Here is a 14,888-nt window from a genome sequence, read left to right as displayed (position 1 = left end):
CCTGCTTTATGAGGATTGCAATTTACGGAAGGGATTTTAATGATACGGTTTTGCCCTATGTACAAGAGGTTTTTAATCATTTAGCCGAACATCATATTCAGCCTGTTTTATATGCTAAATTTAAAACATCGCTACATGGGAAGATAAAACTTCCGGCCAATACCATTATTTTTCATAACCATACCGAACTAAAGGAACGTGCAGATGTATTGTTGAGCTTAGGTGGAGACGGTACATTGCTTGATACTTTATCATTGATTCGCAATTCAGGCATCCCTGTAATTGGGATCAACTTTGGCCGCCTTGGCTTTCTGGCCAGTATCAATAAAAATGAAATCGGATCGGCACTCCATGCCTTGATCAATAAAGAATATACCTTAGATTCCAGATCGCTCTTAAGGCTGGAATCAGATAATGGTTTATTTGGTGAAGAGAACTTTGCCTTGAACGATATTACCATTCACCGCCGCGATAATTCGGCGATGATGATTATTCATGCCTCAATGAACAATGAATTCATCAACTCTTACTGGGCCGATGGATTAATTATTGCAACCCCAACAGGTTCTACAGCTTACTCTTTAAGTTGCGGTGGACCAATTATTTATCCGGATTCTAAAAACTTTGTCATTACACCTATTGCGCCACATAATTTAAATGTACGGCCGGTTGTTGTGCCAGATGGCAATAAACTCTCTTTCGAGGTAGAAGCCAGAGAATCAAAGTTTTTGGTTTCGTGTGATAGCCGGACAGTTACTGTAGAGCGTTCAGTAAAAATTAGCATTAAAAAGGCAGATTTTTGCTTAAATCTTATCCGCCTTAATAATGAAACCTATTTAAACACGTTAAGGAATAAATTATTGTGGGGTATAGATACCCGTAACTATTGAGTATGGCTCCAGGCAAACAGCTGTTAATTATTCTACTTCTCATTGTTAATACGCAGCTGGTTAGTGCACAGCGTACAGTGGTGGGCAACCCTTCCTGGGAAGTTGGGATGATGGCTGGCGGAGCAGGTTATATGGGCGATCTTAACCAGAATAATCCATTGCAGGTAAGTGGTTTCTCAGGCGGTGCTTATGTAAAACGGAATTTTAATCAATATGTTGGCATCCGTTTAAATTACACCTATGGAGAGATCAGGGCAGATGATGCCGATTCGCGTAATGAACAGTTCCGCCAAAGAAACCTGCGTTTTAAAACAACGTTAAATGAGTTTAGCGGACTGGTAGATTTCAATTTTTTTAATTTTAACCTAGGCGGCGGAACGCGTCAGTTTACGCCCTATCTTTTTACAGGGCTGGGTTTTCTTATGTTTAAACCGACTGTAAATGTTTATGGTGAAAAATACCGGTTAGACCGAGTAGCCACCGAAGGTCAGGAAAATGGCTATAATAATGCTGTGTTAACTATTCCGTATGGCCTTGGGCTACGGTATAATTACAAATCTACATGGAGTGTTTTTACCGAATTGGGGTACAGGACGCCTTTTACAGATTATATTGATGATGTAAGCGGAAGGTATCCAACTAATCCAGCTTATGTTAAAAGCGGAGATTACTGGGTTAATTTATCTGATCCTTCAGCTAACCAGATTGGAATGCCGGGCACCCAAAGAGGCGATTTTAGAAAAAGGGATACTTATCTATTTGTTAGTATTGGCATATCTTTTACCTTTGTATCCTCAAAATGCTATTCCTTTTAAGCTGATTTTGACATAATTAATGGGATTTAAAGAACAAATAGACTATAGCCGCCTGCCGAAGCACATTGCCGTAATCATGGATGGTAATGGAAGATGGGCTAAAGGCCAGGGCAAAGTGCGGGTTTTCGGACATGAGCATGGTGTACTTTCTGTAAAAGATATTGTAGAAGGTTGTGTGGAAGTGGGTATCGAATACCTTACCTTGTATGCTTTTTCTACCGAAAACTGGAACAGACCCAAAGAAGAAGTAGATGCTTTGATGCAGATTCTAATTTCAACCATCAACAGAGAAACTGAAACACTTAATAAAAACAATGTTAAGCTGAATGCCATTGGCAATATTGCATCTTTGCCTCAGGAGTGTATTGATGATTTAAAAGAAGCGATGGAGAAAACCGCCCATAATGAAAAATGTACTTTAACACTTGCTTTAAGTTATAGTGCAAAATGGGAGATTATCGAAGCCGCTAAAAAAATTGCATCAGCTGTAAAAGAAAATGTCATTTCACTGGATGATATTAACGAAGACCTGTTTGCATCTAAACTCACAACCGTAAATATACCCGATCCTGAACTCATGATCAGGACCAGTGGCGAACACCGGATCAGCAATTACCTGCTTTGGCAAATGGCTTATACCGAGTTTTATTTTACTGATGTTTTATGGCCGGATTTCAGACGTGAAAATCTTTTCGAGGCTATTGTAGACTATCAAAAACGCGAACGCCGTTTTGGTAAAATTAGTGAACAGTTAAACTAATTTTTCTTTTAACACTTTTTAACAAGCGTTTAAACTAACTTAGCACCACTTTTATACGATAAATGAAACCATAATAAGGGAACAACATAAAGGCAATCTGCTTTATAAAACATCGTTACCTTTTGGTCATTACTGAACAAATAATTTTAATGAAAAGAATATTTCAGGTTTTAATCCTACTCATTTTAGCCGCTCCGGCCTTCGCTCAAATACGTCCACAAGGTCAGGCTCCGGTAACCCCTTCGTTAAAGGTTGGTGGCTTAGATCTCGATTATTTTAGTCCGAAAGAGTATATTATCGGAGGTACAACTGTAACAGGTACCCAGTATTTAGATAAAGAGGTATTAATCACCTTATCTAAGTTGACCAAAGGCGATAAAATCGTTCTTCCTGGCGAGGCTACCTCTGATGCGATTAAAACATTGTGGGCGCAGGGCCTGTTTGATGATGTTAAACTTAACGTCGAAAAATTTGTTCAGGATTCTGTTTATTTTGAAATTGAAGTAGTAGAACGTCCGCGTTTAAGTTCTATCGATTTAAAAGGTGTTCGCAAATCTGAAAAAACTGCCATTCAGGAAAAACTGAACGATAAAACAGGTAAAATCGTAAACGATAACCTATACAATACCACATCTGCTATTGTTAAAAAATATTTATTGGATAAAGGCTTTTTCTTTACAAAAATCGATTACAAAACGCGCAAGGATCCGAATGCAGAAAACAGTGTAGTCCTGGAAGCTTATATTGATAAAGGACACCGTGTTAAAGTACAACACATTGATTTTACCGGAAATAAGGATTTCAAATCAGCAAAACTCAGAAAGTTTCTTAAAAACCCTAAACAATTTGCCTGGTGGCGTTTCTGGGGTTCCGGAAAATTCTCAAAAGAGAAATATGAAGAGAACAAGGTAAAAATGGTTGCTAAAATGCACGAGAAAGGTTATCGCGATGCAGAATTGTTAAAAGATACCATTTACCAATATAATGATAAAAAGGTTAACATCAGGATGGACCTTTATGAAGGCAAAAAGTATTATTTCGGTAATATTACCTGGGCAGGTAACGCAATTTATCCGGATAGTATTTTAAATAAAGTATTAACGATTGAGAAAGGTGATGTTTTTAGCGAAGAAAGATTAAATAAAAAATTAAATGGGGGTGGTGAAAACGGTGGAGACATTAACAGTATGTATACCGATAACGGATACTTAACTTTTAATATCGATCCGGTACAGACCCGAATTTACGGAGATACTGTTGATGTGGAATTACGTATGTATGAAGGACCGCAGTACACCAACAACCGCATCACGCTGAAAGGAAATACCATTACAAATGACAAAGTTGTTTTACGTGAGATCCGTACTAAACCGGGACAGAAATTTAACAAAAGCGATTTAATCCGTACCATTCGCGAGATTGGTCAGTTAGGTAACTTCGATGAGTCTAAAACGGTACCTACACCTCGCCCTAACCCGGCTGACGGTACTGTGGATATTGAATACGCAGTAGAAGAAAAACCTTCAGATCAGATCGAGCTATCTGGTGGGTTTGGCGGTGGCCGGATCATTGGTACATTAGGTTTAACTTTCAATAACTTTTCGCTACGTAACCTGTTCAATTTAAAAGCATATAAACCATTGCCAAAAGGCGATGGACAGAAATTAAGCTTACGTGGGCAAACCAACGGTAAATATTACCAATCATATAGCTTCTCCTTTTCGCAACCATGGTTTGGTGGTGAGAAACCGGTAAGCTTTGGGGTAAGTGCATTTACTTCATTGCAATCAAATGGTTTAAGTAACGGAGATGCTCTATTTCAAAAAATCCGTTTAAACGGGGTAACCGTGAGTCTCGGAAGAAGATTAAACTGGCCTGATAACTATTTCCAGTTGTCTCATGCGGTAAGTTTACAACAATATATTTTGAACAATTATTCAGGATATTTATTTAATACAGGTACATCTTATAACTTGAGTTTATCACAAGAGATCAGCCGTGATTCAAGAGATTCGCCGATTTTTCCTAAATCAGGATCGTTTTTACGTTTCACCGTTCAGGCTACACCACCGTTTTCATTGTTGAATAAAACAAACTATGCTACGGCATCTGACAAAGAGAAATACCGTTTTACAGAATACCATAAATGGAAATTTGATTCGCAATGGTATCAGAGAGTAGTGGGCAATCTGGTAGTTAAGGCCCAGGCACAATTTGGTTTCCTGGGGCAGTATAACAAAGCCGTTGGCCAGTCTGCATTCGAACGTTTTAAACTAGGGGGTGATGGTATGCAGGGATTCGATTTCTTACAGGGTTCTGAGTTAATTGCTATGCGCGGTTATGCCAACAACGCTGTGATACCAAATGGTTCTGACCCAAGAATTGCACAACAATCTGGTAGCCCGATTTATACCAAATATGTATTGGAGGCCCGTTATCCGGTAATTGCGAGTCAGCAGGCAACAGCCTTCGTTTTAGCCTTTGCTGAAGCTGGTAATACCTGGAATAGATTTGGTGATTTTAATCCTTTTAATGTGAGAAGATCAGTTGGTGTTGGTGCACGTATTTTCCTACCTATATTTGGTTTATTGGGTATCGATTACGGACATGCATTTGATAGGATTCCTGGCGTTCAAGATGGCGGTAAACAAAACTTTACTTTCAGTATCGCACAACAATTAGGTGGATTTTAATTGATAAAGAACAAAAAATTAACTAATTATGCAATAAATCATTGCAATAAGAGTTTAAAGAAAGCTTAGGTTATTAACTATATCATTAAAACACATACACAAATGAAAAAGTATCTTTTTATCGCATTCCTGCTTTGCACTTCTTTTGGTGCTTTTGCGCAAAAGTTTGCTTACGTAGACAGCGAGTATATATTGAAACATTTGCCAGAATATAAATCGGCACTCAGCCAGTTGGATGTAGCATCTAAACAATGGCAGCAGCAGGTTGATCAGAATTTTTCAGAAATTGACCGGATGTACAAGGCTTATCAGGCAGATCAGGTTTTATTAACTGATGATATGCGCAAACGCCGCGAAAACGAGATTATAGAAAAAGAAAAACAAGCTAAAGAATTTCAACGCTCTAAGTTTGGGCCAGACGGAGATCTATTTCAAAGCAGGGTGAAACTGATTAAGCCTATTCAGGATAAAGTGGCCGAAGCCATTAAACAGATCGCAAAATCTAAATATTTAGACTTCATTTTCGACAAGAGCAGTGAGGCCACAATGATGATTTATGCCAGTAGTAGTTACGATGTGAGTAATGATGTAATTGTAAAATTAGGTTATAAACCAGGGACCGTAAATAATTAGTATATTCGTCCCTGATTTTTGAAGAAAAACAAACAGAAAAAAATAAAAAAAGTAAAGTAAAACGATGAGAAAGTTAATTAACGTATTCTTTGTAGCAGCGGGGTTATTGTTTACAGCGAATATGGCAAGTGCACAACAAAAATTAGGTCACATTAATTCTGAAGAGGTTTTTGCAAATTTACCTGAAGCTAAAACAGCTCAAACTACCTTAGAAACTTTAGGTAAACAAAAGCAAGCTGATATTGATGCCATGATCAAAGAATATCAGACTAAAATGGCTGCTGCAGAGAATAAACAAAAAACGTTAAGTGAGGCGAATAAAGAAACAGTAGGTAAAGAATTACAAGCTGCCGGTCAGGAATTACAGGACTTGGAAAAACGCATTACCGATGCACGTACTAAAGCATCACAAGATATAGGTACCAAACAAGGTGAATTATTCCAACCTATCCAGGCTAAAGTTGCAAATGCAATTTCTGCTATCGCTAAAGAAAAAGGTTTGGCTTACGTGTTTGATATTGCAAACGGTCAAGGTGGTAACAATTTAGTATTCTGGGATGGTGGCGATGATATTACCGCTGCAGTTAAAACTAAATTAGGTATTTCAGCTACTGCTGCAAAACCAGCTGCGCCTAAGAAATAGTCTTCAGTCAGAAGTCTTTAGTCTGAATGACAAAGCGGAATTAAGTGTAACTTAGTTCCGCTTTTTTGTTTTATTAAGTGTCGTCTTGCTGAACTTGTTTCAGCGTCTTAATTAATGAGATCATCATTTAGAAGGTAGCGTTCTCAAGAAATCTATAATAAATGTGATTGACAGATAAATTTTATTAGTTAATGTCCCTAGAAAAATAATCATTCCCAACTTGATTGGGAATCTTAATGCAAGCGCTTTAAGATTCCCGCATGCGCGAGAATGACGACGCGACTACTAGATTCTGTCAATGGTAGCCTGTCGAAGGACTTTCTTAAACGCTTATTACATCATTTGCAAAGTTAAGTTATAAGGTTCTGCTTGCATAACTCTTCAACCATCAAACATTTAAGCTAACTTTACAACATTTCACCATTTAACTTTCAACAATGCAGGCATCACCGATAGGTATTTTCGATTCAGGTTACGGTGGTTTAACGGTATTCCGCTCTATTGCCGATCGGTTACCAGATTACAACTATATTTATTTAGGTGATAATGCCCGTTCGCCTTATGGCGATCATGCTTTTGATATCATTTACAAATACACTTTAGAATGTGTAGAATGGCTCTTTGCCAAAGGTTGCCATTTAGTAATACTCGCCTGCAATACCGCTTCAGCTAAGGCACTTCGAACCATTCAACAGCGCGATTTACCTGCTAAGTATCCAGATCGGCGCGTACTCGGCGTAATCCGACCTACAGCCGAAGTAATCGACCAGTACACAAGTACCAAACAAGTAGGGGTAATGGGCACCAGAGGAACCGTTAATTCGAAATCCTACCTTTTGGAAATCAATAAATTTTTCCCTGATATACAAGTGTACCAGCAAAGTTGTCCAATGTGGGTACCATTGATCGAAAATAATGAGCATTTAGAGCCAGGGGCCGATTTCTTTATCAATGAATACTGTAGTCAGCTGCTAAAACAATCGGCCGATATCGATTGTGTATTGCTGGCCTGTACGCATTACCCTTTATTATTGCCTAAATTAAAAACCATATTTCCTGATTACATCAACATTTTGGCACAAGGTGATATTGTAGCCAATAGTTTGGTAGATTACTTGGCAAGGCATCCGGAAATTGAACAAAAGCTGGGCAAACAGGGTGAGCGATCTTTTTACACCAGCGGCGATCCGGTTGCATTCGATGAGCATGCCTCTATCTTTTTTGGCGAAGCATTGAAATCGGGTAAGATGTAAGGTAGTTTATTGGTCATTTGTTTATTGGTCATTGGTTTATCGGTCATTAGTCATTGGTCATTTGTCATTAGGCCATTGGGTGATTAGTTCGTCGGTGAGTTGTTTATTGGGTATACCAAACGCTAAAATGCTAACTCAGGCAAGAAGTTAAATGTTCAACTGTTCAAAGTGGTTAAGAGACTGTTAACTGCCAACTGAAAACTGCCACCTGTAAGCTCCAAACTCCCAACTCCAAACTAACTATTGCGGTAACTGCTCAACCCTAACTAATACCGCTGGCGATGATAGGGCATCTAAAAAGGCAACAACAGCATCTTTCTCGGCTTTGCTCAGTTTTAAGCCCTTTAACAATTTATCGTTTTTAGGCAAAAGCGGATCGTTTACCTGTTCTGGCTTTACCCTTTGTACGGGCATGCCCACATTGTACATGTTCATTACGCCATCCATATCAGGAAATAGGCCATTGTGGAACCAAGGGGCTGTTTTCATTACATTTCTTAAACCCGGGGTTTTAAATTTGCCCACATCTTCCGGTTTTTTGGTTACGTTATATAATCCTAAATCTTCGTATTTACGTCCGTAGTAAGTTAACCCATCATTATGGAATTCGTTATCCGTAAATAAGGGACCATTATGGCAATTGATACAACGTGCTTTAGTACGGAACAGGTGTAAACCCATCAATTGCTGATCAGTAAGCGCTTTTTTATCTTTTCCTAGAAAACGGTCGAAAGGTGTTCTGCGGCTAACAATACTACGCTGAAAAGTGGCCAGGCTCTCGAAAATACGTTTATTGGTAATTTCTTTTGAACCAAATGCAGATTTAAAATAAGGTTGATAACCTTTTATCTTACTCAGTTTTTTAGATAGTGCTTTCATATCCTGGTGCATTTCATTATGTGCAGCTACCGGACTACCAGCTTGTTCTTCTAAGTTGCTTGCACGGCCATCCCAAAACAGGCGTTTGTAAAACCACACATTCTCTAAAGACGGGGCATTGCGGATATTGGCCAAATGATCGTGTCCAATAGATACCTGGCGGCCATCAGTCCAGTGTAAATCTGGCGCATGGCAGCTCGAGCAGGAGATTTGGTTTGAGCCTGATAAACGTGGATCGAAAAATAAAATTTTTCCTAACTCCACCACACTTTTCACCGAATCATTTTTTAAATCGACAGGCGAGGGAGGAAGTTCACCAAGTTCCTGAAAAACGGCGCCTGCATCTACCGTAGGTTTGGGCCATTGGCTTGTCGGTTTTGAATAAACTTTGCGCAGGCTATCAATACTCAATTCATCGTCATCATTAAAATTGGCCGATTGAAATGAAAACAAGATCAACCCACTAAGGATTAAGGAAAGGATGACAAAAATTTTACTCATGTTTAAAAATAAAGGTTTAAGCTGATGTTGGAAGAAAAGCGGTCTTTGCCGGGAGTATTTGTTAATATTCTACCGAAATCTTTTAGCTCGTCTCTTCTCCAATAGCTAAGTCCAAGTTTAATTCCGGCCTGAATTTGTTTGAACATCGGGATACTATAATCACTTGATAAGCCAACACCAAATTTTGAGGTCGTATTATAGGCATAGTCGTAGTAAATTACATTCTTAGTAAAAACACCTTCGTTAGCCAGCAGTACACTGAAATCAGAATTAAGGTACTGGTTGTATAAACCGGTTAAGCTGATGCCCCAGTTGTGTTTGTTTTTGTTTTGATGGTTTACACCATAACTAAGTGAGTAGATTAGCTGGTTAAATCTGATATCATTTCCGGCAATGCCATCTTGTTTACGTTCTTCATACTGTTTCAGACCCAAACCAAAGTTATGGGTAAATTGGTTCTTTCTTATGCTGTAGTAAGCCTGTGTACCCAATGACTTGTTCCTAAATAGGTAACTGTTTGCTAAATAAACATTCATGTAATTATCGCCGGTATTTGATTTATAACTAACGTTTATACTTAATGCAATTGAAGCTGTTTTCTTTAACCAAAAAAGACGATAGTTTTCACTTACCAGATTAAAGTTGATATATTCAGTAATCGCCAGTGAAGTTCTGTAATCAAATTTTTGTTTCTCCCTAGATGTCTGGAAGATAAAATTAAAGCTTCCCAACTTTTTATTTTCAAAGCTTAAATAAGCATCAAAGCCGTTCCTTATCTGGTTGTTTTGAACGGTTCTTCTTTCATTATACTCTTCGCCTTCACCATACCCGTTTATTAAATAGTTCGTAAATTCAGGAATTACTTTGCCTTGAGAAAGACTACTGTTTTTATATGCAACGTTTACCTTTTCCAATCCGTAGCCATGTCTGTAAGCTGCACCCAGGGCTAGTTCTTTTGTAATATGATAACCTACTGAGGCAAGTAAATTTAATTGGTAGTCGCTGATTTCGCCACGTGGATCATTCGTAGAGTAATGGTTGCCTATCCTATAATCGGTTCCTAAGCCAACGTTTAAATGATCATTTAGTAAATTTTTACTTGCTGAAGCCTTCAGATTATAAACTGTTCTTTGATAATTTAAATTTTTAACTGAGCCAAAATAATAAGGGTTTGCCAAATTATTCCGGGTTTGATGAGAAAACGATGTGCTGTCTTCTACCGATCTGTTGTATGAGAACAATCCCCACAATGTGATCGAATTAAGTTGTGAAACTCCCTCCGTGCTTAACAAAGTGGTACTTACCTTTGATGCATCTTGGGCTTTCATCAAAGTACCTTTTTCAAAAACCTGGTTAAGCTTTAAACTATTAAAAGTTATGGGCATTAGCTTTTTAATGAAAAAAGGGCTGATTTTTGCGAAATCATAAGCGCCAAATTGCACTGAGTCTGCAGAGAATTGTTTGGCATCTGTTGCGGTATGCTGCGCATCGTTAATTTGGGCTGATGCCCTGAATGCAGTGCCAAAAATTAAAAGTATATATAAAATATTTTTATGCTTCATTTTTATGTTGTGGGTTATTTTGACCCATATAATAATTATTTAAATCCCCTGGGATTAGCAAGTGGAAGGAAGTCAAAATCCTCTGCTGAGTTATTGGTGTCTTTTAAAATGATCCTGCCATTCATGATGGCTTCTGTTTTTCTGATTACAGATTGAGAAGAATATATCCCATTGGGTACGTAGGTATATAATGCATCAAGGCTTGCAATAAGTTTTTTAGGTACTCTTGATGTTGCTACATTGGTTTGCGTCTCTACTGCATCAATGATGAAGGACCGGGGAATTTGATAATATCTGTCAGCACTAGCACTTGGCGGAGCAATGGTTGGATATGGGTATTTTGGTAAATCTTTAATAGCTGTTGTACCAGGGTTTTTAAATATGATGTATCCCATTCTGCCACTTGTTTCCAAAATCAGATCAGTTCCGTTGTAAGATAAAACGTCAACGTTGGGCACTAAAGGATTATCTATATCGGAAGCGAGAGGTCGGGGTAGGAAAGGGGCATAATAGGCTTCAAAATCTGCACCACTCAAATCGATTGTTAAGGATGGGTCTCGCGCTGCAATTACCTTTCCGTCAGAACCGGTAAAAGGTGCTTTGTGGTTTACTGCAGTTTGTGCAAGTACAATACTATTGCCCGGTTGAACCGGATATTGCTTTCCAGTTCCAGGTATCATCAATAGTGCTCTCGTATAAACATAATCATTATTGGCATCAATATTTGTAGGCATACCTTGCGATTTACTCCAGTCATACTGGCTGTTCGGTTGCCTGTAAATATTTACGGCAGTGAAGTTTTGGATGCCCAATGCTTCCCCGATATACAAACTATCAGCATATAATACAGAATCAGAGTTGTTGTAAATCTCAATAAATTGATCTCTAAAAGAAGCACCGGTTGTGGTATTAGACCCTGCAAAATAGATTTGCTTGATTACCCATGGGCCTGTTGGGCCTGCGATAAGTTTTAAATGAATACTTTGACCGTTTTCAATGGTAATAGTCCTTGCTTTTTCTGAAGCATTAAAAACCACATTTTTAGATACGGTTTCTCCTGTAAGAGTAGAATATTCGGAAGCTGAAATTTCTATGGAGGCTGAAATATCATAGCTTCCCGGCGAAATTGAATCTAAAGAAAACGTGCCATCAGTTTGGGTAGAATAAATATTTTCTTTGTTATTTTTATTGTTCTTGAAAGTCAACTTCACTTTGCTTAAGGGTAAAGCCTTTGCCAGGTTATCTGAAGCGTATGATGTGATCACCTTAAACTGAACCGGATGGATTTCTGGTATAGCGCCCTGGTATTTTTTGCAGGCAGAGAAAAGAAATACAATAACAGCGATTGCGAATATAGTTTTTTTCATCGTCTATAGTTTAATCGATAATTCAGCACCAAAAGTCGGGCTGCTGTTTGGATAGTTATATGTTCCCGCAGGAGTAACATAATATGGTTGATAATTGAACACATTATAAACGTTAAATGCGAATTTGAAACGTTTCTTAATCTCTTTTGCAATGCTCATGTGGTAGTTAGAGAATATACGGGGAAGGTTGGCTTCGGCCTGTTGCTCTGGCGTTTTATACAAATGGCCATAAGAAGAGTTATTCCTATCGAAATTTGTAATGGCTATATACTGATTGGTACTGGTGTAATAACCTAATGGGATTCTTGAACTTTCGGTATTGATAACTTTATCCAGTAATTGGAATTCGGCAATAAATGAAACCACGAGGCTTAATTTGGGTACATGGGTTAAGCTGGTAATTCTCCCGTTGCTGAAATAAGCTCTGGTATTTTTTGGCTCATAAACGCCAATATAAGCATAGTTCGGGTCTGTTGTAATTGTGTTGGGGATTTCACTGCTTAACAAATTATGAACCGAACGCGATTTAGTTTTAAAAAGTCCGCCGCTAATATTAAAAGAGGTTTTAATCTCGCTGATCTCTGGTGTATTTAAAATGGCTTCAAATCCCTGATTATCAGATAAAAGATCGTTTTTAAATGTTGAATAATTAATTGCGTAAGCTTTTGTTCCTGTTTGATTAATTGTTGGCTTCGCCCCCGCATTGAGGGTTGCAGTATAGCTAGGAAGGAAAATGCTCTGTAAATTTTGGACAGTAGATATTCCGTCTCTCGATTTTTTGTTGAAGGCCGTCAGTGAAAGACTAAATTTATTGATTTTTAATTGGGCTGAAAGCTCAATACTTTCACTTTTTGACGGCTTTAATCCTACACTTGTAGGTTCGTAACGTTCTACATAAACCAAATAGGTACTTTCATTTACCTTGCCATTATATGCGTTTAGTAAAGGTATTTCAAAAAAGGTTGGTCCAGGAAAACGCTGTGCTAAGCCCGGCGATTTATATGATAAACCATAGGCAACACCAAATCTTAAGTTCTTATTAACCTCGTAATTGATGTTTGTTCTTGGAGAAAAAGATGTATAGCCATTTTGTATATCAGTTCTCATCCCTGCTCTTACATTTAATGGCTTGCCTAGTAGTGTCGCTGTAAAGAGATCCTCGATATAAAAGCCAAGGTCTTTTTGTGCCAGGGCCAATCTGAAGTCATAATAACGTTCTGAGCTTTTTGTGCCCAGCGATGTGTTTGCAACTCTTGTGGTACCCCGTGGCTCGTTCGGATCAATCGTTTGGCCCAATCCCTTGTTTGCACTGTAGCTAAAACTAGTGCCGAAAGATAGGTTATGCACAAGACTTCCTGTTGCAAACCCTCCGGTAAAATCTAAATTAGCGGCTGCATTTATCGGACGACCATCTATTAATGATTTTGCAGTGTAGATACCTGAATCGTAATATCCTTCGTGTATTCCGGTAGTTGTTGCCGTACTGTATAATACATATGCATCATTAACTAACTCTTCCTTATAACTAACCTGATGTCCTTCTGCATATCTTAAATTTAGACCAATATTTTTTAGAAAACCGTTATTAAAACGATAGTTGCTTCTGTTTGCAACACTAAAATTCCAGCTATCGAATTTTGTTCGGGTACTTTTTTCGTCATCCGGGTCGAATTTTATGCCATCAAGGTTTCTGCCATAATCTATGCTGAAGGTGTTTTTTAATTGCCTGGTATTGCTAAAAGAATTTGTCCACATCGCGTTTGTATTGATTCTTCGGTAAGCTTTTAATTTATCGCGGTTATCCTCGAACGAGTTAACATAATTAATGCCCACATTTACAGCGCCGTATCTTGGACTGATTTCAAAGCCTTTGGAGAAACTATATGACGTGGCATTATCGCGTAACTGCATTCTGACATAGGCTGGAGATTTACCCGCTTGTCGTTCAATAATAATTGCTCCATCGGTTAAATCACCATATTTTGCGGGTGCCACCCCAGGTATTACCTCTATGCTTTCAATATTATCAGCTGGAATTTGCCTTAAATCGGTACCTCCAAAAGTATAGTCACCAGTATAACCTGTTTTATCATTCCCAGTCCCTCTGATTCCGTAACTTCCACTTTTTACAAATGCTGAGCCTACGCCACCGGTCCTGCCAGCATTAAAGCTTTGCATGTTTGCATTGTTACTAATGGTATTCCCATCCATAACTATAGCAATTCCAAATGCATTATTTAGTTCGAAAGCGCCTTTCCCATCAGTAGTAGGAGCATAAGCAGCCCTTAAATTAATATTTTGTACATTTTGAAGAGAAGGCGGCTGGATTTTCCTATTCGGAATCTGATTCAACAGATCGTTTACACTCAATGCCGGAGTTTGTTCAATTAAATCCCTTGTAATAATCAGCGAGGAGTTGGTTGAACCCGAATAATTCCGCTTGGCATTAATTTCAATGTTCTCCAAACTTAGATCTAAAACCTCTAACCGGATGTTTCCAAGATTGGTTTCTCCTGCTTTAACGGTTACGGGTAAGCTTAACTTCTGATAACCAATATAGGAAAATTCGAGGGTTAGGATATTATTCGTTTCAGAGCCGTTAATCCTGAACAAACCATTTTTGTCTGTAATTGCATATTGATTGGTTTCTAAAATTTTAACGTTAACAAGCTCCAAAGGCTTGTTCTGCGGATCGACTACAGTGCCAATTACCATATTTCTTACCTGCGCCATTACCGACGAACAAATAAAGAATAATACTAGTGATGTGTAAATTTGTTTCAATTTAGACTAAATCTTAATAATGATGCAAAAATGTTAATTTCAACTTGTTTTTGCAAGTTATTTAGAATTATTCTAATTAATCATACAGGTTTTTAACTTGGGAAATGC

The 14,888-nt window shown here is 38.2% G+C and carries 11 protein-coding genes; 7 read left to right on the top strand and 4 right to left on the bottom strand.

What is annotated here, in order from left to right; translation table 11 throughout:
• The first annotated feature begins 8 nt into the window (after positions 1-8).
• The 7 genes from BM107_RS18595 (at position 9) to murI (ending at position 7,687) form a co-directional block, all read left to right on the top strand.
• Positions 9-890: an NAD kinase gene (locus BM107_RS18595; RefSeq protein WP_090986075.1), complete on the top strand. Its 882-nt coding sequence runs from the start codon at positions 9-11 to the stop codon at positions 888-890.
• A gap of 2 nt (positions 891-892) precedes the next feature.
• A complete protein-coding gene (gene porG, locus BM107_RS18590) occupies positions 893-1,705 on the top strand; it encodes a type IX secretion system protein PorG (RefSeq protein ID WP_090986073.1) in 813 nt (270 codons plus the stop codon).
• Positions 1,706-1,724: 19 nt separating this feature from the next.
• Positions 1,725-2,465, top strand: coding sequence for an isoprenyl transferase (locus BM107_RS18585; RefSeq protein ID WP_090986071.1), 741 nt, complete (start codon positions 1,725-1,727; stop codon positions 2,463-2,465).
• Between the two features lie 149 nt (positions 2,466-2,614).
• On the top strand, positions 2,615-5,158 hold the full coding sequence (gene bamA / locus BM107_RS18580) for an outer membrane protein assembly factor BamA (protein WP_090986069.1): 2,544 nt from the start codon (positions 2,615-2,617) through the stop codon (positions 5,156-5,158).
• 102 nt (positions 5,159-5,260) lie between these two features.
• Entirely contained in the window at positions 5,261-5,791 is a 531-nt protein-coding gene (locus BM107_RS18575) for an OmpH/Skp family outer membrane protein (RefSeq protein ID WP_090986068.1), read from the top strand.
• Between the two features lie 64 nt (positions 5,792-5,855).
• Positions 5,856-6,434, top strand: a complete 579-nt coding sequence (locus BM107_RS18570) for an OmpH/Skp family outer membrane protein (protein WP_090986066.1) — start codon at positions 5,856-5,858, stop codon at positions 6,432-6,434.
• A 437-nt stretch (positions 6,435-6,871) separates the two neighbouring features.
• Positions 6,872-7,687: a glutamate racemase gene (gene murI, locus BM107_RS18565; protein ID WP_090986064.1), complete on the top strand. Its 816-nt coding sequence runs from the start codon at positions 6,872-6,874 to the stop codon at positions 7,685-7,687.
• A gap of 240 nt (positions 7,688-7,927) precedes the next feature.
• Here murI and BM107_RS18560 read toward each other — a convergent pair whose 3' ends face one another.
• Genes BM107_RS18560 through BM107_RS18545 form a run of 4 tightly spaced genes read right to left on the bottom strand, consistent with a single transcriptional unit; the run spans position 7,928 to position 14,780 of the window.
• Positions 7,928-9,067, bottom strand: a complete 1,140-nt coding sequence (locus BM107_RS18560; protein WP_090986062.1) for a cytochrome-c peroxidase — start codon at positions 9,065-9,067, stop codon at positions 7,928-7,930.
• A 2-nt stretch (positions 9,068-9,069) separates the two neighbouring features.
• The gene (locus BM107_RS18555) at positions 9,070-10,629 is read right to left on the bottom strand and encodes a DUF6850 family outer membrane beta-barrel protein (RefSeq protein ID WP_090986060.1); all 1,560 of its coding nucleotides are present in this window, start codon (positions 10,627-10,629) and stop codon (positions 9,070-9,072) included.
• Between the two features lie 35 nt (positions 10,630-10,664).
• The gene (locus BM107_RS18550; RefSeq protein ID WP_090986058.1) at positions 10,665-11,996 is read right to left on the bottom strand and encodes a DUF4876 domain-containing protein; all 1,332 of its coding nucleotides are present in this window, start codon (positions 11,994-11,996) and stop codon (positions 10,665-10,667) included.
• Positions 11,997-11,999: 3 nt separating this feature from the next.
• Positions 12,000-14,780 (bottom strand): TonB-dependent receptor domain-containing protein, encoded by a 2,781-nt coding sequence (locus BM107_RS18545; RefSeq protein ID WP_139222310.1) that lies wholly within the window; start codon positions 14,778-14,780, stop codon positions 12,000-12,002.
• Positions 14,781-14,888 lie beyond the last annotated feature (108 nt).

Source organism: Pedobacter suwonensis (assembly GCF_900111825.1).
GTDB lineage: Bacteria > Bacteroidota > Bacteroidia > Sphingobacteriales > Sphingobacteriaceae > Pedobacter > Pedobacter suwonensis.
The sequence above is the reverse complement of the archived record's forward strand: the minus strand, read 5'-3'. Positions and strand labels throughout refer to the sequence as shown.

What these genes read in the sequence shown, in the direction of transcription:
- BM107_RS18550 (WP_090986058.1), bottom strand. Translation starts at nt 11,996, where the DNA reads ATGAAAAAAACTATATTCGCAATCGCTGTTATTGTATTTCTTTTCTCT.
- BM107_RS18595 (WP_090986075.1), top strand. Translation starts at nt 9, where the DNA reads ATGAGGATTGCAATTTACGGAAGGGATTTTAATGATACGGTTTTGCCC.
- BM107_RS18570 (WP_090986066.1), top strand. Translation starts at nt 5,856, where the DNA reads ATGAGAAAGTTAATTAACGTATTCTTTGTAGCAGCGGGGTTATTGTTT.
- murI (WP_090986064.1), top strand. Translation starts at nt 6,872, where the DNA reads ATGCAGGCATCACCGATAGGTATTTTCGATTCAGGTTACGGTGGTTTA.
- bamA (WP_090986069.1), top strand. Translation starts at nt 2,615, where the DNA reads ATGAAAAGAATATTTCAGGTTTTAATCCTACTCATTTTAGCCGCTCCG.
- BM107_RS18555 (WP_090986060.1), bottom strand. Translation starts at nt 10,629, where the DNA reads ATGAAGCATAAAAATATTTTATATATACTTTTAATTTTTGGCACTGCA.
- porG (WP_090986073.1), top strand. Translation starts at nt 893, where the DNA reads ATGGCTCCAGGCAAACAGCTGTTAATTATTCTACTTCTCATTGTTAAT.
- BM107_RS18560 (WP_090986062.1), bottom strand. Translation starts at nt 9,067, where the DNA reads ATGAGTAAAATTTTTGTCATCCTTTCCTTAATCCTTAGTGGGTTGATC.
- BM107_RS18585 (WP_090986071.1), top strand. Translation starts at nt 1,725, where the DNA reads ATGGGATTTAAAGAACAAATAGACTATAGCCGCCTGCCGAAGCACATT.
- BM107_RS18575 (WP_090986068.1), top strand. Translation starts at nt 5,261, where the DNA reads ATGAAAAAGTATCTTTTTATCGCATTCCTGCTTTGCACTTCTTTTGGT.